Source organism: Pseudomonas rhodesiae (assembly GCF_007858255.1).
GTDB lineage: Bacteria > Pseudomonadota > Gammaproteobacteria > Pseudomonadales > Pseudomonadaceae > Aquipseudomonas > Aquipseudomonas rhodesiae.
On the sequence record NZ_VFEU01000009.1, the window covers coordinates 121,195 to 143,251 of the forward strand.

18 protein-coding genes are annotated in these 22,057 nt (G+C 60.7%); 11 read left to right on the forward strand and 7 right to left on the reverse strand.

Features of this window, described 5'->3' with window-relative positions; genetic code table 11:
* The first annotated feature begins 160 nt into the window (after positions 1 to 160).
* The 5 genes from FIV35_RS15600 (at position 161) to FIV35_RS15620 (ending at position 8,699) form a co-directional block, all read left to right on the forward strand.
* The gene (locus tag FIV35_RS15600; RefSeq protein ID WP_146375009.1) at positions 161 to 3,763 is read left to right on the forward strand and encodes a hypothetical protein; all 3,603 of its coding nucleotides are present in this window, start codon (positions 161 to 163) and stop codon (positions 3,761 to 3,763) included.
* 200 nt (positions 3,764 to 3,963) lie between these two features.
* Positions 3,964 to 4,323, forward strand: a complete 360-nt coding sequence (locus FIV35_RS15605; protein WP_034097955.1) for a response regulator — start codon at positions 3,964 to 3,966, stop codon at positions 4,321 to 4,323.
* Positions 4,324 to 4,572: 249 nt separating this feature from the next.
* The gene (locus tag FIV35_RS15610) at positions 4,573 to 5,973 is read left to right on the forward strand and encodes a DUF1254 domain-containing protein (protein ID WP_034138067.1); all 1,401 of its coding nucleotides are present in this window, start codon (positions 4,573 to 4,575) and stop codon (positions 5,971 to 5,973) included.
* A gap of 144 nt (positions 5,974 to 6,117) precedes the next feature.
* Positions 6,118 to 7,686 carry a J domain-containing protein gene (locus FIV35_RS15615; protein WP_034138066.1) on the forward strand — a complete coding sequence of 523 codons (1,569 nt, stop codon included), beginning with the start codon at positions 6,118 to 6,120 and terminating at the stop codon, positions 7,684 to 7,686.
* The gene (locus FIV35_RS15620; RefSeq protein WP_034138065.1) at positions 7,686 to 8,699 is read left to right on the forward strand and encodes a DUF3829 domain-containing protein; all 1,014 of its coding nucleotides are present in this window, start codon (positions 7,686 to 7,688) and stop codon (positions 8,697 to 8,699) included. The genes FIV35_RS15615 and FIV35_RS15620 overlap by 1 nt, the downstream gene beginning before the upstream one ends.
* Here FIV35_RS15620 and FIV35_RS15625 read toward each other — a convergent pair.
* Positions 8,696 to 9,367 (reverse strand): DUF3313 domain-containing protein, encoded by a 672-nt coding sequence (locus tag FIV35_RS15625; protein WP_034138064.1) that lies wholly within the window; start codon positions 9,365 to 9,367, stop codon positions 8,696 to 8,698. The genes FIV35_RS15620 and FIV35_RS15625 overlap by 4 nt on opposite strands.
* Positions 9,368 to 9,557: 190 nt before the next feature.
* On the opposite strand from FIV35_RS15625, the gene FIV35_RS15630 reads away from it, so the two are divergent.
* The gene (locus FIV35_RS15630; RefSeq protein WP_034138063.1) at positions 9,558 to 10,250 is read left to right on the forward strand and encodes an aspartate/glutamate racemase family protein; all 693 of its coding nucleotides are present in this window, start codon (positions 9,558 to 9,560) and stop codon (positions 10,248 to 10,250) included.
* Here FIV35_RS15630 and FIV35_RS15635 read toward each other — a convergent pair.
* The 4 genes from FIV35_RS15635 to FIV35_RS15650 form a co-directional block, all read right to left on the reverse strand.
* Positions 10,247 to 10,759, reverse strand: coding sequence for a GNAT family N-acetyltransferase (locus FIV35_RS15635; RefSeq protein ID WP_034138062.1), 513 nt, complete (start codon positions 10,757 to 10,759; stop codon positions 10,247 to 10,249). The two genes, FIV35_RS15630 and FIV35_RS15635, sit on opposite strands and share 4 nt — an antisense overlap.
* 60 nt (positions 10,760 to 10,819) lie before the next feature.
* Entirely contained in the window at positions 10,820 to 11,887 is a 1,068-nt protein-coding gene (locus FIV35_RS15640) for a DUF1176 domain-containing protein (RefSeq protein WP_034138061.1), read from the reverse strand.
* Between the two features lie 55 nt (positions 11,888 to 11,942).
* The gene (locus FIV35_RS15645; protein ID WP_034138060.1) at positions 11,943 to 13,082 is read right to left on the reverse strand and encodes a glycerate kinase; all 1,140 of its coding nucleotides are present in this window, start codon (positions 13,080 to 13,082) and stop codon (positions 11,943 to 11,945) included.
* Positions 13,083 to 13,173: 91 nt separating this feature from the next.
* The gene (locus FIV35_RS15650; protein ID WP_034138059.1) at positions 13,174 to 14,280 is read right to left on the reverse strand and encodes a sugar diacid recognition domain-containing protein; all 1,107 of its coding nucleotides are present in this window, start codon (positions 14,278 to 14,280) and stop codon (positions 13,174 to 13,176) included.
* 160 nt (positions 14,281 to 14,440) lie between these two features.
* Between FIV35_RS15650 and FIV35_RS15655 the strand changes: the two genes are divergently transcribed.
* Both FIV35_RS15655 and FIV35_RS15660 read left to right on the forward strand, forming a co-directional pair.
* The gene (locus FIV35_RS15655; protein ID WP_034138058.1) at positions 14,441 to 15,751 is read left to right on the forward strand and encodes an MFS transporter; all 1,311 of its coding nucleotides are present in this window, start codon (positions 14,441 to 14,443) and stop codon (positions 15,749 to 15,751) included.
* Positions 15,752 to 15,905: 154 nt separating this feature from the next.
* Complete coding sequence (locus FIV35_RS15660; protein ID WP_034138057.1) at positions 15,906 to 16,754, forward strand: hypothetical protein; 849 nt, start codon at positions 15,906 to 15,908, stop codon at positions 16,752 to 16,754.
* Between the two features lie 52 nt (positions 16,755 to 16,806).
* Here the strand turns inward: FIV35_RS15660 and FIV35_RS15665 are convergent, their stop codons facing one another.
* Positions 16,807 to 17,724 (reverse strand): LysR family transcriptional regulator, encoded by a 918-nt coding sequence (locus FIV35_RS15665; protein WP_034138056.1) that lies wholly within the window; start codon positions 17,722 to 17,724, stop codon positions 16,807 to 16,809.
* A 100-nt stretch (positions 17,725 to 17,824) separates the two neighbouring features.
* Between FIV35_RS15665 and FIV35_RS15670 the strand changes: the two genes are divergently transcribed.
* The 3 genes from FIV35_RS15670 (at position 17,825) to rarD (ending at position 20,643) form a co-directional block, all read left to right on the forward strand.
* Entirely contained in the window at positions 17,825 to 18,529 is a 705-nt protein-coding gene (locus FIV35_RS15670) for an SDR family oxidoreductase (RefSeq protein ID WP_034138055.1), read from the forward strand.
* A 101-nt stretch (positions 18,530 to 18,630) separates the two neighbouring features.
* A complete protein-coding gene (locus tag FIV35_RS15675) occupies positions 18,631 to 19,638 on the forward strand; it encodes an aldo/keto reductase (protein WP_034138054.1) in 1,008 nt (335 codons plus the stop codon).
* A 123-nt stretch (positions 19,639 to 19,761) separates the two neighbouring features.
* On the forward strand, positions 19,762 to 20,643 hold the full coding sequence (gene rarD, locus FIV35_RS15680; protein WP_034138053.1) for an EamA family transporter RarD: 882 nt from the start codon (positions 19,762 to 19,764) through the stop codon (positions 20,641 to 20,643).
* A gap of 63 nt (positions 20,644 to 20,706) precedes the next feature.
* Here the strand turns inward: rarD and hppD are convergent, their stop codons facing one another.
* A complete protein-coding gene (hppD, locus tag FIV35_RS15685; protein WP_034097982.1) occupies positions 20,707 to 21,783 on the reverse strand; it encodes a 4-hydroxyphenylpyruvate dioxygenase in 1,077 nt (358 codons plus the stop codon).
* Between the last annotated feature and the right edge of the window lie 274 nt (positions 21,784 to 22,057).

A 22,057-nucleotide genomic window follows, 5' to 3' on the forward strand; every position in this document is an offset into this window, starting at 1 on the left:
CGCGCGTTGTTTGCCCTTATTTGTCTACATATAGGCTGACAACTTGGGCATACGGCTCTGCGGAACGCTCCTGTCTGCAACGGACACCTAATGACAAGCCTCGGGTACAGGGATGTTCGTCAACAAGGCACTTCCAACCATGACCAACAGGTAGCCCGCGATGAATGCAGTCAACACCCCACGTTTGCCCACTCCCTCTGCCCTGGTAAATCCACCATTGGCATCGGTTTCCCGATTACCGTCAGGCGCGAGCACGCCTCAAGCTCTTGCAAAGCCTGAACAGTCCTCCTCTTCCGGCACGCAGAGCCTGCAACAGGCCCTGGCCGGCCAGCGTAACTGGGGCGAATTGGCGCAGGCGCTCTTCAGCCTGGCCAAGGAGCTGCCGGCAGACGCCGATGAACAGGCCGTGGCTGACGCGTTAAAAGCGCGGTCGATGCCGCGCCACCTGGCCTCTGGCACCGCCACTACCGTGAACCTTGACGCGTTTATCAGCGAACAACGCCTGGCGCAGCCTACCCGCCGCCACTACGTTGTGTACTTGGCCGAGGCAGTGGCCCAGCGGGCACTGCAGTCGCCCCTGGGCAATTTCGGCGGTGGGCTGTCCTGGCCGATCCCCTTGAGCGTTGCCGACCAGAGCAAAATCGGCACGCTGGTGGACAAAAATACCGCAGGTCTGCCCGGTCTGCCGCTGGAGGATGCGCGCAAAGGTGCCCTCGGTTATCTGCTCGAACAGACCCCATTGTCCGATGCCGAGCTGCGAGACCCGCCCAACGCCCTGGCAAAACTGGTGGCATCCCCTCGCGCCCAGGCGCTTGGCCAGGCGATCCAGACCGAATTGGGTGGCGCTGACACCCCTGGCAGCGTCAATGACTACGTGCTCGCGGCCATCAACATGGGCCTGGACCTGGACTCGATGTTCGTCCCCCATCGCAACCATGTGGCCGGATTCGATCTGGCCAGTGAGCAGCACTGGGGCAAGGCGCCGTCCGATATCGTCAACCGGCTCAGCTTGCACTTGGTCAAGGAAGGTCGCGCCACCCACGCAACAGCGAGGTTCGCCGCGCACTTGCTACTGGCGCGGGTGGCGCCGCAACTGCTCGTCAAAGAGATACCGGCCGCGCTCACCTATGGCAGCCAGGCCTGGGCCAGTTTCTGCATCGCCGCAGCGGCGGTGGAGGCGCAAGCTCCGGGGACGGTAGCCAATATGACGTTTGCGCAAGTCATGCAGGCAGCAAAAGGGTCCGGCGCGGTGGCCCCCGAAGGTGCGCAGAGAGGGGCTTTAGTGGATTGGGCGGTGGTCAACGGTATGTTGCCCAAGCGTGAGAACGACAGTTACACCGCTGATGAGCTGGACAGCGCCAGAAGCGCCTATAACACCCAGCAATCCGAACGACTCAACGCCTCGGCCCAACTGAGTAGCGAGCTGCCCAGCCGCAAACAGATCGCGTTGCAAAAGCTGCGCGAGACCTTTGGCGATAACGTACCGTTCGAAGAAAAACTGCTGAGCATAGACGATACCAGCACGCCCTATGAGGGGCCGCTCTATGACCCGAATCGACGACCGGCCGGGCGGTACTCGCTGCTCGACATCGCCATGATGGAGCTGCGCGATTACACCTGGAAAACCACCGACCCGCGCATTCCTATCGCAGCGGTTAACGCGCCGCTTGCGCTGGGCGTGAACAAGGCGTTCAACGAGCAATTCAAACAGACCATCGATTCACACAAGCAGGGCTTGGGGACGCTGGTCAAACAGCTCGTTTCCCAGTTACCGCCCGCCGACCGCCAGAATCTGGAGCACGGCAAACTGGAGTTCTTCCAGAAGAAAACCTATGAACTGGGACTGGATTTTACCTCCCGCACCCTGCACCACACGGATCAAAAGCTGTTGATCAAGGCCACCGGCGCGGACGGTGTGACGGTGTATGAAGTGGATAGTAAGCGCGGCACGATCAATAAGGTGCCCGAGAGCGAACTGACCCGACGCCGGGAGCGCAACGCCAATCAAGAAGAAAAAATTGAGGCGTTCGTGCCCAAGAGCGTCGCAGCCGGCGATTTTGCGCTCAAGCCCGCGAATGGCACGCTGGCACCGGCCACCTTTACCTCGTCGCGCACTCAGTCGATTGCCGATGCGTTTGTGGAACACCTCGATATCGACAATGCACAGGTGGTCAAGCAAGCCAAGGGGGTCACCCCTCTGGACAAGCAAAACGAGGTGGAATGGAAACTGGCGGATTTCTTCTTGAACCTGGTGCCGCTCAGGTCCGCTATCGTCAACTTTCAGAATGGCAACTATGCCGATGGCGCCACGGACCTGGCACTGGATATGTTCAGTTTCGTGACCGTTGGAGTGGGAACGGCGGGCAAAGTGGCCAAGGCCGTCAAGAGTTCGGCGTCGACGACGGTCAAAGCCCTCAACACGGCGAAGGTGATCGGTGCCGCCGCCATCGGCGCCTTCAACCCCGTAAGCGGGGCCGGCGACCTACTGGTCGGGGCTGCACGGGTTACGCAGGCGGTAGGGCGAACGATTGCCAAAGGCACACGCGCCGTGGCTAACACAGGGGTTTCCCTGGTCACCCAAGGGGTCAATGCCCTGCGCGGCGCAACGGGCGCGTATGACTTGGTCCGGGCCAACAAAGGCTATGCCACGCTATCGGCGGGTACGTTCACCCTCGCGGACCGAACCGTGGAGACCACCGCAGTGCTGCACAACAACCACTGGCATGCCTACGACGTTGCCCGGCAACAGCCGTACGGCCCCGCCTTGGCAGACTTCAAACCTGCGGTGCCGCCAACCCGAGATATGCCGCTCCACGGCTTTTTCGACCGCATTTACAACCTGCTCCAGCCTGAAAACGCTCAAGGCACTGTCACCCGCCTGACCAAGGAGGAGCATAAGAACTTTACCGCCAAATATAACCACGGCATGCGTAAGGAAAACCGTGCAGCCTTTGACCAGGGGTTCGACTACGGCAATCCGAGTGATATCCCCGGCTATTCACCCAACCTGAACATTCCCGATCTGCAGCGCCTGTCGCAGTACTGTTTCTCTCCCGAAGACATGGGCACATTGGCCAAAGCCATCAAACAAAAAGCTATCGCGGAATCTTTCCACCGCCTGGCGTACTTTGAAAAAGATATCGCCGCAGCAGGCGGGCATTTGCATCGGATGCCCCAGGACTTCTACCTCAGCCTGGTCAATATGGGCTCCGAGGGCGAATGTGCGGGGATTTCCAATGCCATGGCCCTTGCCATCGGCACCGGTAAAGAACACACGCTGCTGAGCAATTTCTACACCGCCGCCGCTAACCCGAACGTGCCAAGCAATGCCGCTTTTATCAGCAATATAGAGACCCTACAAAAGGTCACCGGCACGGAAACCCTTTATCACATGGGCCAGACGCCTCGGCGTGTGCCCTATACCACCATTATCTCGGAGTTGGCCAATGCCACCGAATCAACCACGCTTAGGGTCGCATCGGAACACCACGCGCTGCTCGCGGGTGTAAAGGTCGACGGTGCGAGCAAGCAATGGTTCTATTTCGATCCCAACTATGGGTACGTCACGTTTGATTCGCCCGATTCGATGAGGAATGGTCTGGAGCGCACGTTGAACAGGGGTATATCGCCCTATCGACTTGACGCCTATAAGCGCGATTCCGCTGTTCCCGAGTATCAGATAAGTCAATTCTCCCCCACAGACCTGACCCCAGACCGTACGGGTAATGTCGACGTATCGAGCCTCTCCACTGCGGTCCTATAAGCCGTGCCTTCCGACCCCGACGTTGCTGCACCCAGCGCGCCGGGGCCGACTTGCTGCCGCGCATCATCCGGGCAAGACATTCGCGCAGACTCCCGTCACAATACGCGCGCCAGGGGAACTTGCTGCGATCGACACGACTCACTAGAGGATGGTCTTTGCATTCACACGACCTGCACCTCCAATTTTCGGGAAACCTCACTATGTCCGCAGCCTCCTCCACCATCCTAGTAGTCGAAGACGACAACATCGTGCGCATGTTGATCGTCGATGTCCTCGAAGAGTTGGAGTTCACGGTCATTGAGGCGGCTGACGCAGCGGAGGCGCTGGGCATGGTCAATGATGAAAGCCAGCTGATTCAGCTGATGATGACCGATGTGGGCCTGCCGGACATGGACGGCAAAGAACTGGCAGCCAAAGTACGCGCGCTGCGGCCCGGCTTGCCGATCCTGTTTGCCAGCGGCTACGCCGAAAACATCGACGCGCCGGCGGACATGCATGTGATTGGCAAACCGTTTTCCATCGATCAACTGCGTGACAAGGTCAAGTCCATCATCGGCTGACTGCCTCCGTTTTCTCGCCTGCGCCGTACCTTCAACGCCTGCCATTAGCGCTTATCGCGCAGGGCGATAGGCGCGTAGACGCTATCCCATCGATCAATCGGTCGTACAGGACAAAAGACTTCCAGCGAAACTGGGTGCAAACTCTGCCGGCCAGCGATTACCTGCCGTACGCCCCCCGCGCACGAGGCCTACTTCGATAAAAGCTGGAAACTCAATGACACCACCCAGTTCCCTAAGAGACGCAACAACATGATCAGAAAACCGACGCGCCTGCTGTTAGCGAGCCTCTCGATCCTCCTGAGCAGCGGCGCCTGGGCCGATTTCACCGCCACCCCGAGCGAAGCGCGGGCCATCGCCAAGGAAGCCTACCTGTATGGTTTTCCGGTGGTGGAAATGTACAAAACGCTCTACACCCAAGCCGTCGACAAGGGCGGCGCCAACTTCAAGGCGCCATTCAACCGCATCGGCAATACCGCCCAGGTGTTAACGCCCAAGGACACCGCATTCGTCAGCCCAAACGCCGACACGCCCTATTCATTCGTGTGGATGGATCTGCGCCGCGAACCGCTGGTGCTGACCCTGCCCAAGATCGAAGACAACCGTTACTACTCGGTGCAGTTGATCGACCTCTACACCCAGAACTTCGCCTACCTGGGCACGCGCAGCACGGGTAACAACGGCGGCCACTACATGATCGCCGGGCCGGACTGGAAAGGTCAGCAGCCGGTGGACATCGATCGCGTGGTCTATAGCGAGAGCAATATCGCTTACGCGCTGTATCGCACGCAGTTGTTCGACGAAAAAGACCTAGGCAAGGTCAAGCAGATTCAGAGCGGCTATAAAGTCCAGCCCCTGAGCAGCTACGTCAAGCAAGCCGCGCCAGCCAACGTGCCAAAGGTCCAGTGGCCAAAACCCACCGCCACTATGAGCGACAGCCCGCAACTGTTCCGCTACCTGAATTTCATGCTGGCGTTCGCCGCCCCCCAGGACAGCGAGAAAGACCTGCTGGCGCGCTTTGCCAAGATTGGCGTCGCCCCGGGTGCGCCCTTCAAGTTCAACCAGCTCAGCGCCGAACAACGCAAGGCCCTGGAAGACGGGATTGCCGACGGCAAGGCCGAGTTTGCCGCGTTCAAAAAAGACAAGATCGACACCCACCAGGTGTCTAACGGCGACCTGTACGGCAGTCGTGATCACCTCAACAACAACTACTTGTACCGCTACGCTGGTGCCAACATGGGCATCTTCGGCACCTCCAGCGACGAAACCGCCTACCTGAGTTATTTCGTCGACAGCGAAGGCAAACCGGCGAACGGGGCACGTCATAGCTACACACTGCATTTCAACAAGGACCAACTGCCGCCGGCGGACGCGTTCTGGTCGCTGACCATGTACAGCGCCAAGACCCAGCAACTGGTGCCCAACCACAAGAAGCGCTACTTGATCAATTCGCGCATGTTGCCCAGTCTCAAGCGCGATGCCGATGGCGGCCTGACCCTGGCCTTGCAACATCACGAACCGCCCAAAGCCGAACAGAGCAATTGGTTGCCCGCTCCTCCCGGTCCTTTCTACGCCGTACTGCGGATTTACCTGCCCAAGCCTGAGGTAGGTAGTGGTCAATGGAAACTGCCGCCGTTGACCCCGCTCAAGTAACACCGCGAGCTCGGCACCGGCGAGTCCGGACCGAGCGCGTCACTTTCCGATATCAGGCCGACAGCGCCAACCTGCACTGCCGCTGGTTTATTGGCTGCTAAAACGGGTAAGGTGCGCGCGATTCCTCACGGAGCTGCACCGCACATGACTTGCTGGGATGTCCTTGATCTGCCCCCGGATGCCGATAGCCGCACCATCAAGCGCACCTACGCGGCACTGCTCAAGAAAACTCGGCCGGATGATGATCCCGAGGGTTTCCAGCGCCTGCGCGAAGCGTATGAAGCGGCCCTGAACGGGCAAGAGTCGGTCATGGACGACGCGTCTGCCGCCGTTGCGGTCGAAATGGCTGCACCAGAACCGGTGGACGGCACCCTGCCCCAGCGCTATCAGCAGGCCTTGGCCCAAGGTAACGGCCTGGCATTCGAAGTGGCGCTGCTCCAACGCTGTATCAGCGACGACGCCGTGAGCGATGAGGAGCTTCGCTGGGCGTTTGACACCTTCCACTGGCTCAGTGCCTGGCAGCGCCTGGAGCTGCCAGCGCAATGGCTGGATGCCCTTGCCTCTCAATGCAGGCAGGCGTTGCGCAACCAATTGGCGCTGGCACTTGAACAACGTAATGAAACGGACTTCCTCGATGCGTACGCCCGGCGTGACGAGCACGCCTGGTTGCGCCAGCCGGCGCACGCTCAATGGTTCAACCAGACACTTGCCACGTTGCTATGCGACGGCTACTTCTGGTTGCCTGCGTTGTTCGAGGCCGTCCGCGCCGGGCAGGGCTGGCCGCACGGTGGCGAAAACCCCTGCCCCGAGGATGAATGGCAGCACCTGTTGCGGCGTGAGCAAGGGCCGGCGTTCATTGCCCACCAGCGTGCGCTGGCTGTCGCGCCGCCGCACACTGCGCAACAGCGCGCTGCTCGTTTGCTGTTGGCGCCGATGACACTGGGGCAGCGACGTGCATTCGCCCAGCGCTTGAGCGAGGCCGACTGGGAGGCGTGCCGAGCGCTGGCCGCGCGCATTAAAGCCGATCATCCCGACGTTGCGCTGTCCCTGCCAGGCGGTACGGCTTATTTCTGGCAGGAGTGGGAAGCGGCTGTCGACACTTGGCCGCTGGCGCTGGCGACAGTGCTGGGCTGTGTGACAGGTGCACTGTTCCAGGCGCCGTGGTTTTCAGGAGTCCTGGTCAGCACACTGGGGCACGCGTTGGTATGGTCGATGGCCTATGTCGTGGGCGGCGCCCTGGCCTGGCAAGTGTGGCGTCCACTGGTACATCGGGTTCGCGTCGTGGATGAAAGCCTCGCCGTCAGACTACCGACACGACTCTGCCCTACCCGCCTGCCGTTATTGCCGCTGCGCGATCTGTTGCCGGGGGCGATCATGAGCGTGGCCATCAGTGTTCAATTCGGCGCGGTTGCGGGCCTGATGATGGTGGCGACCCTGGTCGTGATCGGTGCGGGTAAGCGTCAAGCCCGCACGGGCTACAAAGAATGGTCCACCCGCCATCCGCGCAAGACCATCGGTGTATGGGGCCTTGTCACTTTGCTCCTGACAATGATGTTTGCAGCGCTCAAAAGCTTTGACAGTCATTATCAGGTGGGCCGCAATCAAGGCCTGCAACAGTGGACAGAGCGCGTGTGCAGCCGCATGCCGAGAACAGCACAACCCTGCCAGGCCCCCGCGACCCAGGCACAGTGGTACGGTCAGGAGGCTGAGTGATGAAGCCAATCATGTTGTACCCCGTCGGGGTGGTATTGATCCTGTGCCTGTTCAGCCTGGCCGGCGCCAGCAAACAACTGCAGATTGTGCAGTGGTGGCTCAACCAATTGGACAGCCCCCAGACTGCAACGGCCGGCGCGCTTGCACCGATCATCGATTGCGTTAACCGCGTGGACCGCGATACTCGGTTGGCCTACTACTTGCTGACTCAGGTCGACGCCTCAGTCCGGACGGCTGAGCGCTCCGGCGCCGCGAACTTGCCTCGGGAAGAATTTGGCGACAACGCAGAGCCGCAAGCCCGCCTGATCCAAAAGCAGGTATGCACCCCTGCTATTACCCTCCAGCTGGAGCGCCAAGCCCCCGGCAGCCCATTGATCACTGCCACGCAGCAGTACTTGCAGACCCTTCGCAGAATCAGCGACGTCGGTACGCTGCTCAGCCCCAATCAAACCCCCGGCGCGAAAACGCCGCAGCAGCAATTATTTGGCAACGTCATGCTTGACCAGTTGAAAGCAGAACTAAGCCGTAACGGTGGCGGCTACCTGTCGGCATCCGCGGCTCTGCGTGACGATCTGACGCGTGAGGAGCTGCGTTTGCGCCCCCTACAGCTGGATTTACTGGAAGCACGTCTGGGCCGAGACCTGCATTGGCACCTGCTCAATTACATGATTGCGTCGCGCCAGGCGATCGATCGGATCGACCAAGGGGTACGCGCTGCCGACCTGACACCCCAAGCCCTTGCTGCGTTGACCGCTTCGGTTCAGCGTGCCCAAGAAAGTGCTGCAGCCTTTGTCGATCAGATGCCGGATAAAGAACTCACTGAAGAAACGCTGCACCTTTGGTACACCCTCAGAACCCCCGCCGATACCTACCTTGCTGCCCTGCAAGGCATGCTTCAAGACTGGCTCAACCACGCCACCCCGCAACAGCTGAGTGACGACTATGACCTCGTCACCCGCCGCTACGACGTCCTGCTCAGCTATTACAACCGGCCGGCACGCAATGCGTTTTAGTGCTTTTTGAATTTCACATAGGACTGATGCAGATCTGAAGCCCAGCCGTCGATCACGTTTTTCACGTCATCGGCTTTCATCACCTGAGCGTCGTTCTCCAAGGGCTTGCCGGTGCCTTTGCGCACCACTTGGGCCAGGACTTTGCCGCTGGCGCCGTCGAGGAACTGCGCCTCGGTGCCGAGGGTGGTTTCTTGATCGCGAATGCCGGTGCCGGTACTGACCGCCGCCGCCACCAGTGCTACCGGGATGAACTCATAAGGTTTAAGCCCTTCGGTCTTGCTGCTGACGGCGGTGATGGCCGCGCGCACCACGATTACGCCTGGGCCTGGGGCATTGGCCAAAGGCAAGGATTTAGCCAGCTCACGCTTGAGCGCCTGGTTGTAGTAGGTGTTAATGCCGTTGAGGGTGCTGTCAGGAATTTTCGCGGTGGCCTGGGGTTTGGGATAGAACTGGGTCGGTTCGATGTACACCGCGTTATAGCGACTCAGGTCCAGTTGGGGATCGACCCAGCGCATCACTTCGACGCCTGACGGTGACTTGGCTTGCTTGAGTTGGCTGTAGTTGGAAAGAAAGCCCGAATATTCATCCGGTTGCGTGACCTGGCTGGCGCAGCCTGCAATCCCAAGCGAAGCCACGCACAACGTACTGATCATTAGCCTTAGTTTCATCATTGAACTCCCTGGCAGTCATCATCGAAGGGCGGAGCTGTAGGTATAGCCAATCCTGGCGAAATGGTGCGCCCACTCGACGGATCAAACCGGGATGACAAAAACTGCACCGGTCATTTGGCGAACAACTGCGTATGACTAATCAACCGTCGGTAAGTAAGGTGGAGCTCCCACCTATCAGGAGCATCACATGCGCACCATCGGCCTTATCGGCGGCATGAGCTGGGAGTCCAGCGCCGAGTACTACCGCATCATCAACCAGCGCGTGCGTGATCAGCTCGGCTCGCTGCGCTCGGCGCAGGTGTTGATGTACAGCGTGGATTTCGGCCCGGTGGCGCAGGCGCAGCACGATGGGCGCTGGGACGACGCGGCGCAGGTCCTCGAAGACGCGGCGCGGCGCCTGCAGGCCGGCGGCGCGGACTGCGTGGTGCTGTGTACCAACACCATGCACTTGGTGGCGCCGCGTGTCGAAGCGGCGATCTCGATTCCCTTTCTACATATCGCCGACGCCGCCGGCCAGGCGGCCGTGGCGGCCGGCACGCTCAACGTCGGCCTGCTCGGCACGGCGTTCACCATGGAGCAGGATTTCCTCAAGGCGCGCCTGGCCGAGCATGGCTTGAATGTGCTGGTGCCGGAGGCCGAAGAGCGCCAGAGCGTGCACCGCATCATCTATGAAGAGTTGTGTGTGGGGATCATCAGCGACACCTCGCGCGACGCTTATCTGCGCATCATTGCGTCGTTGGCTGCCCGTGGTGCCCAGGCGATCATCCTCGGATGCACGGAAATCGGCCTGTTGATCAAGCCCGAACACACCAACCTGCCGCTGCTGGACACCACCGCGTTGCATGCGCAGGCCGCGGTGGCGTTTGCCTTGCAGGATTAAGTCGAAGGACGCAAACGCGCCATGCTGACGGTGTCGACGTAGACGCCGTCACGCAGGGCGTAGTCGCGCAGCACCCCTTCCACCTCGAAACCGAACGAGCGGTACAGACGTTGCGCGGCCTGGTTATCGGCAAATACCGTCAACTCGACGCGGTGTAGGTTCATCCAGTTGTCGGCCACATCGAGGGCTGCCTTCAACAGCCGCGAGCCGACGCCCTTGCCCTGCCAGGCAGTTGCCACGCCCATGCCAAAGGTGCCGACATGGGCCTGGCGCACGCGCAGATACTGTTGCAGCCCCAACTGGCCAATCACCTCGCCGCCATGCAATGCCACCAGTTGCAGGCGGCGTTCGTCGTCCGTCACCAAACGCTTGCGCCACACTTCAATCGACTGGAACGGCATCTGCAGTACCTGCCGGCATACCGCCGGCTCGTTGTAGAGCGCCGCGACGCCGTCAAGGTGGGCCTCGGTAAAGCGCTGGATGACGATATGGGGTTCAGGCGCGTGCATGGGTTTCATCCTTTGAAAGACATGTGGTCGGCCAGTGTAGAGGCGCCGACCGTCCGCTGCCTAGGGCGCTGGAGCGGTTGTCCACAACGAAGGCCAGTCGCCGTAGGCCACCCCGGTGCAGCGCGACATCATGTGAAACTCGCTGAGCTGGAAAGCCTTGCCGTCAAACAACCACACCGCCCCGGCCCCGCAATCGCCGAGCCCGCGTTGCTTGTAGAAGTAACTCAGGGTGCCGGTGGCTGGGTCGTAGCCCACCGAACCTTGCAGCGCGGCGCCGTCCAGAGGCAGCGGCTCCAGTTGCAACGCGGTCTGGGCATAAGGTGCCTGGCGCGCGCGACGCACCACCTCGTATTCGCAGTTGTAGGCCGCGCAGTCGTAGCTCAACACGGTCATGGCCTGCGAGGCGGTCAACGCACCGGCACTGGCTTCGGGTGGCGGCGAGTCTTCTTGCGCCGTTTCACCTTTGAGGGCCTCGGCCACCAAAGCTTGCTGCTCCTCGGCGGTCAACGCCGGCGCACCGGGGAATGGGCGCAGCAGCGGCATCGGCAAACGCGCCGGCACGGCACTCGCCGCACCTTTGCCGGGGCGTGCCAGTGCGGTGACGTTATCCACCCGGCCTTGCACCGCATCCATCAACAGCAGCGATGCACTCAACCCACTCAGGGAAACGTGGGCACCGGCATCGCCGGGCAGCTGCAAGCGCTGACCATCGCGCAAGCGTTGCAACCATCGGCGCGCGGCGGCGTCGTCAAGTACGCCAAAGGATTGCACATGGGGATCGCCGCCCTGGTCGTCCAACTCCACCTGCAATGCCTGAGTCAAGTCATTGCCCAGGGGCTGGCCGTCCAGTTGCAGGGTCGACAGGTCCGACGTCTCCCCCCGATGGTCGAAGCGCAGGCGCAAGTAGCCCTGAGGGCCGGCCTTGTGCCAGATATGCAAGGTCAGCGAGCTGTAATCTTCTTCATTGGCACCGCTCGGTGCGCTGAGGGCATGGCAGTTGCGCAAGTTGTCGCAACCGACCACCCACTCCTTGATGTCCCGCAGCAGCGGCACGCGCTCACTAGCGGGTTGTGCAAAGGCTTGGGCAGAGGAACCGGCCAGCAGGGCCAGGAGTACGGGGCGCAACATGGGGGACTCTCCGTGTCTGAAAAGGCGCGGATTGTCCCATGTTCGGCCTGTGGCGTCAGCGCCCGGCGGCCACGCGCCACCCCCGCGCAATATCCGCCGCCCGCTCGCGCAACAAGCGCGGTGCCTCGCTGCACGCCTGCTCGAGGCTGATGGGCCCGCTGGGCAAGGCGAAGGCGGCGTCGACGCCGTGTGAGTACATCTGCTCGTAGCCTTCACCGAGGGTGCCGGCGATGACGATCACCGGTACGCCGTGTTGCCGGGCGATGCGGGCCACGCCGAATGGGGTTTTACCGCGCAGGGTCTGGGCGTCGAAGCGGCCTTCGCCGGTGATGACCAGATCAGCACCGCGCACGGCGGCATCCAGGCCCACCAAGTCGGCAACCACCTCCACCCCCGCGCGGAACTGGGCGCCGAGAAACGCCTTGGCAGCGAAGCCCAGGCCGCCAGCGGCGCCGCTACCGGGTTCGTCGCGCACATCGGTGGGCAGCACCCTGGCGCAGTGGTCGGCAAAATGGCCCAAGGCGGCGTCGAGCTGTTGCACCTGCTGCGGGCTCGCACCTTTTTGCGGGCCGAAAATCGCCGAGGCGCCGTGGGGGCCGCAGAGGGGGTTATTGACGTCGGCGGCAATCTCGAAACGCACCTCGCCCACGCGGGGGTCGAGGCTGTCCAGGCTGATGCGCGCCAACTGCGCCAAGGCCAAGCCGCCAGGTGGAAGGGGCTGGTCATCGGCATCGAACAATTGCACACCCAAGGCCTGCATTGCCCCCGCGCCACCGTCGTTGGTGGCGCTGCCGCCGATGGCCAGGATGATGCGCCGAGCCCCCGTCTCCAGCGCCGCGCGGATCAGTTCACCGGTACCAAAGGTGGTGGTCCGGCAGGCGTCGCGCTGGTCCGGCGGCAGCAGTTGCAAACCGCTGGCTTCGGCCATTTCGATGATCGCGGTGTGGCTGTCGGCCAACCAGCCCCAGCGCGCCTGCACCGGGGCACCGAGCGGGCCGTGTACGGTCTGGCGGCGCAACTCGCCGTGGCAGGCGGCGAGCACCGCGTCCACCGTGCCTTCGCCACCATCGGCCATCGGGCATTGGATCATCTGCGCGTCCGGCCAAACCTGGGCCAACCCCTCGACAATCGCCTGGGCAACGCCTGCGGCGCTCAGGCTGTCCTTGAACGAGTCGGGGGCGATGATGATCTTCATGGGCGTTCTCCGTTTTTTATAACGCCCATGCTGCCAGTTGGCTGCGGCAATAACGCCGGTCCGATGCACAAGTGCGGCGCAGGTTTGTTGTTCATTCCGACAAATCCTGGGGCAGCAACTGCACGCCCAGGTACAAGGCGAGCATGCCATCGAGGGTCAGCGGGTCGACACCGCTGAGTTCGGCGATGCGCTCCATGCGATAACGCAGGCTGTTGCGATGGATGCCCAAAGCGTCGGCACACGCCTGGCTTTGCCCGTCGTGCTCGCACCAACTGCGCAAAGTTGCCAGTAATTGGCCGTTGCCGTCCTTGGCCAGTACTTTGCGCAGCGGGTTGAGCAATTCATCGAGGGCGTCGTCGTTGCGATGACGCCACAGCATTACCGGCAGGCGATAGCGATTGAGGGTCAGCACTTGCGTATGGGGCAGGATGTCCCGGCCATAGGCCAACAGGTCGCCGACTCGCCGATAGCAACGGCGCAGCCCGGCCAGCCCGTCGGCCTGGCCACCCACCGCCACACGCTGGATCTGCCAGCCGTGGCCGGCGAGTTTTTCCAGCAGCTTGGGATTGTCCACCGGGAGCCCGGCCGGTCGGCACCACAACAATGAAAACTGCGCCGAGCTGACGCACCAGCTGTCGGGATAACGCGCAGCCAGCCAGGCGCCCAGGTCCTGCGCGGAGGCCCCCGCGCCCAGCTCGAACAGGTATGGCGTACGCGACAGATGTGGCTTGAGCCCCAGTTGCTGGGCTTCGTCGACCAGGCGCGGCGAGTCGCCGGATTCGGCGAGTAACAACGCCAGCAGGTCATCGCACCGCTGGCGGCGCCATTGTTGTTCGGCTTGCTGATGACGATGGCTGACCAGCATCTCGGCGGTCATGCGCACCAGTTCGGCGTAGGTACGCAGCAACTGTGGTTCACCGGTGATGCCAAGCACACCGATCAGGCGTTGATCGTGCATCAGCGGCAGGTTGATGCCGGGCTGCACGCCTTTTAGGTGCTTTGCGGTCTGGCCGTCGATTTCGACCACGCGACCATTAGCCAAGACCAATTGCGCGCCCTCATGGCGAGTGTTGATGCGCTCGGGCTCGCCGCTGCCCAGGATCAAGCCCTGGCTGTCCATGACGTTGACGTTATAGGGCAGGATGGCCATGGTGCGATCGACAATCTCCTGCGCCAGGTCATGATCCAGCTCGAACATGGGGTTAACTTCCTGCAAGGCGTGGTTGGTCATCGGCACAGCGCAAAGGCACGTTCACTGTGCGCGAGCACAAAGACAGCCCCCTGCTACCTGGCCGAGACTCTTGGGGCGATCAACGTTACCCTCGCATCGCGAAAAATCATAATAAAGAGAGAACGCCATGTCACAGAGCGCCGCTGTCACCCAGGCCAACGATGACGATAAAAACGCTGTCTACAAGCGCGTGACCCTGCGCTTGATCCCCTTCATTTTTATCTGCTACCTGTTCAACTACCTCGACCGCGTCAACGTCGGCTTCGCCAAGCTGCAGATGCTCGACGCCCTCAAGTTCAGCGAAACCGTGTACGGCCTCGGAGCCGGGATATTCTTTATCGGTTACGTACTGTGCGGCGTACCGAGCAACCTGGCGCTGAGCAAATTCGGCCCACGGCGCTGGATCGCCCTGATGATGATCGTGTGGGGTACGCTGTCCACCTGCCTGCTGTTCGTCAGCACGCCGACGCATTTCTACACCTTGCGCCTGTTTACCGGTGCGGCCGAAGCCGGCTTCTTCCCCGGCGTGGTGCTGTACCTCTCGCAGTGGTTCCCGACCTTCCGTCGCGGGCGGATCATGGCGTTGTTTATGTCGGCGATCCCCGTGTCGGGCCTATTGGGCAGCCCGTTTTCCGGCTGGATTCTCAACCACTTCGCCGCCGGCCAGGGTGGTCTGGCCGGTTGGCAGTGGATGTTCCTGCTCCAAGGCATCCCTACCGTGGTGCTGGGCGCCCTCGCCTACTTCCTGCTCAGCGACAGTTTCGCCCACGCCAAATGGCTCACGCCTCAGGAACGCGCGGTGCTGGAAGCCGACCAGGCCACGGACCTGGCGAACAAGCCCAAGACCACCAGCGACTCCCTCGCCGAAGTGTTCAAGAACCCGGCGATCTGGGCATTTGGTCTGATCTACTTCTGCATCCAGAGCGGCGTGTACGCCATCAACTTCTGGCTGCCGTCGATCATCAAGAACCTCGGGTTCAGCGATAACCTGGTGATCGGTTGGCTCAGTGCAATCCCGTATTTGCTGGCGGCGGTGTTTATGCTACTGGTGGGCCGCTCCGCCGACCTGCGCAAAGAGCGGCGCTGGCACTTGGTCGTGCCCATGCTGATGGGCGCGGTGGGCCTGGTGATCGCGGTGAATTTCGCCACGACGCCGGCCATTGCGATCCTCGGCCTGACCATCGCCACCATGGGCGCGCTTACCGGCCTGCCGATGTTCTGGCCGGTGCCGACGGCGATGCTCAGCGCGGGTGCCGCCGCCGGTGGGCTGGCGTTGATCAACTCCATGGGCCAGATGGCAGGCTTCCTCAGCCCATATATCGTCGGCTTTGTAAAAGATGCCACCGGCTCCACGGATATGGCCCTGTACCTGCTGGCGGCAGTGATTGTGGCGGGCAGTGTATTGGCACTGCGCATGACTCGCTCATTGCGCACATAAGCCATCACTCAGGATGCACCGGGGCTGGTGCATCCTGAGCCCGCATAACCGTTATAAGCTTTTTGCTTTTTAAACCTGTCAACCTTGACAGTACCCGCTGCTTTTATTTGTTCTCATACTCCAGGCGCCACCCCACTTGGATGAGGACTGCGTCATGGAGATTCTTCAACTGCCCAGAAATTCGCATCTGGCCGATGGCACGGCCAGCGCGAACATGTCCGGCGTGATCACGCGGGCATTCAAAGCGGACACGGTCAGGCTGGAAAAGACCCATGTCCAATGGGTTATTACCGCACGCCAGAGTGCAGTGGGTTCTCAACCCAGTGTCGAGCTCACCTGCTTGCTGCCCTTGAGCCTTCGCGACAATGGCAAGCCCCATACCTACAGCTTCGACGGCACACGCAAAGTGACTACGGCCTCCGCGGCAATATTTACCGCCAACACCAACTTTGTAGCCGTATCAGGTGAAATTACCGTCACCTTGAGGAAAAACCGTATCGTCGCAACGTTCAGTTTTACCGCCCAGCCCTATAACCAACCGGAAGCTCAGTTGATGGTGTCCCGAGGCACCTGTGACGTACATAACGGCAACGGGAAATTCGAGGTTGAGCTCAGTGGCGGGATACTGCCAATGCCCTCATTCAAGGCTGAAAACCTGGCCGTCAATACGTTTGAGCACTTGGGTGTCGAGCCGTACTACAACATCCTAGGGTGGTCCCGTGTTTTCCCCGACACCGAGTATTTCTTCGCCGTGCAAATTGATACCAAAGTCAGAGAGGGCACATACAAAATCGTCCTGGACGATCCACGGATCGGGATTTTGACAAACCTGATTGGCTTTCAGCATCTGTATGCAACCAGCGGTCAACTCACCATCAAAAAAATGCCACATGCCGGACACGCGATCGCGGACTTCAAGGTTGAATTCAATCATCCCCCCATGCCGGTTTGTTCAGCCAAAGGCCAACTGAATATTCAGGACTACGGCCAAGCCCCAGGCTGAGCGGTTCACCGATAGACGAGGATGTTTCCATAAGGATGTGGCCTGTACGTCCTTATTGATCATTTCGTACGTCGTTCAACAGCGCATGACAGCGTTGCTGCAAAAATGCCTGGAACACTTTGACTCTTTCCGACACCTGCGCGCGATGGGGACACATCAGGTTCAGCGGCGCTGGCTCACCTTGCCAGCCCTCGAACAACGGCACCAAACGGCCGGCCCTTATGTCCCGTACTACATCCAGTCCAGCTTTATAGGTTACCCCATGCCCCGCCAGCGCCCACCGCCGCGCCACTTCACCGTCGTCGCACAAATAATCGCTGTGCACGGGCACTTCCTGCACCACATCTCCTTTGCGAAAGCTCCATGTGTTGTTGGGGCGGCCATGGCGCATGTAAATCAGCGCGCTGTGCTGCGCCAGATCGGCAGGCTCACGAGGGGTCCCGTGTCGGGCCAAGTACGCAGGGCTGGCGCAGGCCACGCGGTGGTGGTTCGCTAGGATCGGTAAAGCCACCAGGCTGGAATCATTCGGCACGCCAAAGCGCAGGGCAATATCCACGGTCTCGCGGAACAGGTCGGCGTTCTTATCGTTAAGCAGTAACTGCAGGCGGATATGGGGGTGCTGTTGCTTGAAGTCATCCAACCATCCCAGCAAAACCGTGCGCCCAAAATCCGAGGGAGCGGCCAGTTGCAGTACACCGTTCAAGCCTTCGCCGTGCCGCTTCAGCCCTTGTTCCCCTTCAGACAAAGCGGCGAGCGCCAGGCGCACGCTGTCCAGGTAACAGCGACCCTCTTCAGTCAGGCGCATGCTGCGCGTAGAGCGAGCCAGCAGGCGAACGCCAAGACGTGTTTCCAGGCGCTTGAGCGCAATGCTCGCGGCGGCGGGTGTCAAGCCAAGGGTGCGTGCGGCGGCGGAAAGGCTCCCGGTATCCGCCGTACGCGCAAAGACTTCAAGGTCGAGAATCGAGCTCACTGATAAAAATCCTTTAATGATCCTGTCGATTTACCGCTATTTTTTCGACATTGCCAAGCTGAGAGGATGAATATCCCTTTCTTAATGCGAGGCAGTACCCATGACATCTCCCCTCAATGGCAAAACCGTGGTGGTGATTGGCGGCAGCAGTGGCATCGGCGCGGCGGTCGCCGAGCAGGCCAGGTCACGAGGCGCGCAGGTGGTGCTGGCTGGACGGCGCCTGTCTTCGGAGCTCCACAACGGCCTGCGCAGCGAACCTGTGGACGTGACGGATAATGCGTCATTGCAACGCCTGTTCGAGAGCGTGGGCCGCTTTGATCATTTGGTTTACACCGCCGGCCCTGCCGTACAGGCGAAAAATCTTCAGGACACCGACCTGCAACTGGCCCAGGACAATTTCAACGTCAAACTCTGGGGCGCGTTGCGGGCTATCCAACTGGCACTGCCATTCCTCGATGAGCATGGGAGTATCGTCCTTACGTCCGGGCAGTTGGGGCGCAAGTTAGTGCCTGGGCAATTCATCAAAATCGGCATTAACGCTGCGACCGAAGCGCTGGGTAAACAATTAGCCAAGGAGCTGGCACCGCGTCGGGTCAACGTCGTCAGCCCCGGCGTGATCGACACACCGGCGTATGCGGGGTTGTCGGAAGATCAACGCGAGGCCATGTATGCCAAGGTCGGCCAGGCCTTGCCGGTCGGACGTGTGGGGCAAGCTTACGAAGTGGCAGCCGGGTATGTACTGGCTATGGAAAATGCCTTCATGACCGGCAGCGTGATCGACATCGACGGCGGCGGTTTGCTGTAAGGCAATGGCATAAACCGCATTCATGTCCATAGCCGGCTTGTTCGAGGATGCCGCGATCTGGTATTGCATAGGCTCTATCCCGCGACATTGAGGTGTTCTCTATGCTTTATCGTTCTCTGGGCCACTCCGGTTTGAAGGTCAGCGCCCTCACCCTGGGCACCATGATGTTTGGCGAACAGACCAACACCGAGGACTCGTTGCGCATCATCGACAAGGCCTGGGACCAGGGCATCAACTTTATCGACACCGCGGATGTGTACACCGGCGGGCGCTCTGAAGAGTTGGTGGGTGAAGCCATCGCCCGGCAGCGCCAGGACTGGGTGGTGGCGTCCAAGGTCGGTTTCGGCCCGCCGGATGGGTTGCCCAACCGCAGTGGCCTGAGCCGCAAACGGATTTTCAATGCCCTCGACGCCAGCCTGACCCGCCTCGACACCGATTACCTGGACATCTACTACCTGCATCGTGAAGACCACCACACACCGCTGGAAGTAACGGTGTCGGCCATCGGCGACCTGATCCGTCAGGGCAAGATCCGTTACTGGGGCCTGTCCAACTACCGTGGCTGGCGCATTGCCGAGGTCATTCGCGTGGCAGAGCGCCTGGGGGTGGACAGACCGGTGATCAGCCAGCCGCTGTATAACATCGTCAACCGTCAGGCCGAGGTCGAGCAGATTACCGCTGCCGCCGCCTATGGCCTCGGTGTGGTGCCCTACAGCCCGCTGGCGCGCGGTGTGCTCAGCGGCAAGTACGCGCCAGACGTTACCCCTGAGGCCGGCAGCCGTGCCGCGCGCCAGGACAAGCGCATCCTGGAAACCGAATGGCGCGTGGAGTCGCTGCGTATCGCCCAGCAGATCCAGCAGTACACCCAAGGGCGCGGCGTGGGCATGGTGGAATTCGCCATCGCTTGGGTGCTCAACAACGCCGCGGTGAGTTCAGCTATCGTTGGGCCGCGCACGGAGGCGCAATGGGACGCCTACACCGGCGCGCTGCAGGTGAAGATTACGGCGGAAGACGAGGCGTTCATCGATTCGCTGGTGACGCCGGGGCATTCGTCCACACCGGGATTCAACGATGTGGGCCATTTCGTGTCGGGGCGAACGCCGCTGTAAGCGCTCGGGAAGTGCAGCGCGGCAAACTTTTGTGCGATTTGCCCCAAAACAGAGCACCCGTAGCACGCCGAAAGCACCATAATCTGCTCTTCTTTTGATTGAATCGGTTTTGGCGAGGACAGCGTGTCTAAAGGTGTGGCGTTATCGGTGTTGGCCTCGGTGTTGTTTGCCGTGATGTATTACTTCACGTCATTGCTCACTCCATTGAGCGGTCTGGAGATTTTCGGCTGGCGCATGTTGTTGACCGTGCCGTGCATGACAGTGTTCATGGTGGTGAGCGGCGAATGGCGGCAAGTCCGAGAACTGTTGCGCAGGCCGGCGGCCGAGCCGCGCTTGATCGCTGGCGTGGTGGTGTCGTCGGCCCTGCTGGGTGTGCAATTGTGGCTATTCATGTGGGCGCCTCTCAATGGCCGCAGCCTGGATGTGTCGGTGGGTTATTTCCTGCTGCCGCTGACCATGGTGCTGACCGGGCGCCTGGTATGGGGCGAACAATTGTCCTATCTGCAAAAGATCGCGGTGTTTTTTGCAGCGCTCGGCGTGCTGAACGAGCTGTACCAGGCCGGTGGTTTCTCCTGGGCGACGTTGGTGGTGATCATCGGTTACCCACTGTACTTCATCGCGCGCAAATACCTTAAGACCGACCATTTGGGCGGCCTGTGGCTGGACATGGCACTGATGCTGCCCGTGGCCTGGTGGTTTGTGCAGAGCGGCGAACAGGGCTTTGCAGTGATGGATGCGCAACCGAAACTCTATGCGCTGATTCCGATCCTCGGCCTGATCAGCGCCTCGGCACTGGTGAGCTACATCATCGCCAGTCGCTTGCTGGCTTTCAGTCTGTTCGGCCTGCTCAGCTATGTGGAACCGGTGTTGTTGCTGGTGGTGGCACTGCTGCTGGGCGAAGGTATCAAGGCGGGGCAATGGCTGACCTACATTCCGATCTGGATCGCGGTCATGGTGCTGGTGTTTGAAGGGTTCAAGCATTTGGTACGCCAGCGCCAGGCGTAACACGCAGGCGTTAAAAAGCCCGACCAGGGTCAACTCTGGTCGGGCTTTTTTCTACGCGTGGGTTCAGTCGGTGGTCAACACACCGCGCCGAACCTGATCACGCTCGATGGATTCGAACAAGGCTTTGAAGTTGCCTTCGCCGAAGCCGTCGTCGCCCTTGCGTTGAATAAACTCGAAGAACACCGGGCCCATCAGGGTTTCCGAGAAGATCTGCAACAGCAGACGCTTGTCGCCCTCGATCGAAGAACCGTCCAACAGGATGCCACGGGCCTGCAACTGGTCCACCGGCTCGCCGTGGTTCGGCAAGCGACCTTCGAGCATTTCGTAGTAGGTGTCCGGTGGCGCGGTCATAAAGCGCATACCGATTTTCTTCAACGCATCCCACGTCTTGACCAGGTCATCAGTGAGGAACGCCACATGCTGGATGCCCTCGCCGTTGAACTGCATGAGGAACTCTTCGATCTGCCCGGCGCCCTTGGACGATTCTTCGTTCAGCGGGATGCGGATCATACCGTCCGGAGCGCTCATGGCCTTGGAGGTCAGGCCGGTGTATTCGCCTTTGATGTCGAAATAACGCGCCTCACGGAAGTTGAACAGCTTCTCGTAGAAGTTGGCCCAGTACACCATGCGCCCGCGGTAGACGTTGTGGGTCAGGTGGTCGATAACCTTGAGACCGGCGCCTTGCGGGTTGCGGTCCACGCCGTCGAGAAAGACGAAATCGATGTCGTAGATCGAACTGCCTTCACCGAAACGATCGATCAGGTACAGCGGCGCGCCGCCGATGCCTTTGATCGCCGGCAGGTTAAGCTCCATCGGGCCGGTTTCGATATGGATCGGCTGCGCGCCCAGTTCCAGTGCGCGGTTGTAGGCTTTTTGGGAGTCCTTGACGCGGAACGCCATGCCGCACACCGACGGGCCGTGCTCTGCGGCAAAGTAGGAGGCGATACTGTTGGGCTCGTTGTTGAGGATCAGATTGATCTCGCCCTGGCGATACAAGTGCACATTCTTGGAGCGGTGGGTGGCGACTTTGCTGAACCCCATGATCTCGAAGATCGGCTCCAGGGTGCCGGGCGTCGGCGATGCGAATTCGATGAACTCAAAGCCCATCAGGCCCATTGGGTTTGCGTGTTGGTCGGTCATGTTCGGTGCCTCATCCTGCTCTTTGAAATAAAGAGTCTGATTAAAGAAAAATCAATTGCCAGCAAGGATGAGGTGCAGGGGTGGCGCGCAGGACAGGCCTCGCACGCTGCGGGCGAGGAAGTCACCAAAGATGAGGGGGGAGCCGAGTCGCTTCATGGTTACATCAGTCTCTGACGGCTTTAGGCTTGCGTGAGCGCAAGTCATATTCTTGTATGCGTAAACCGATTCTACACAGCGTAACCTGGTTTGTCCGTACTCTTATCAAATCCCCATT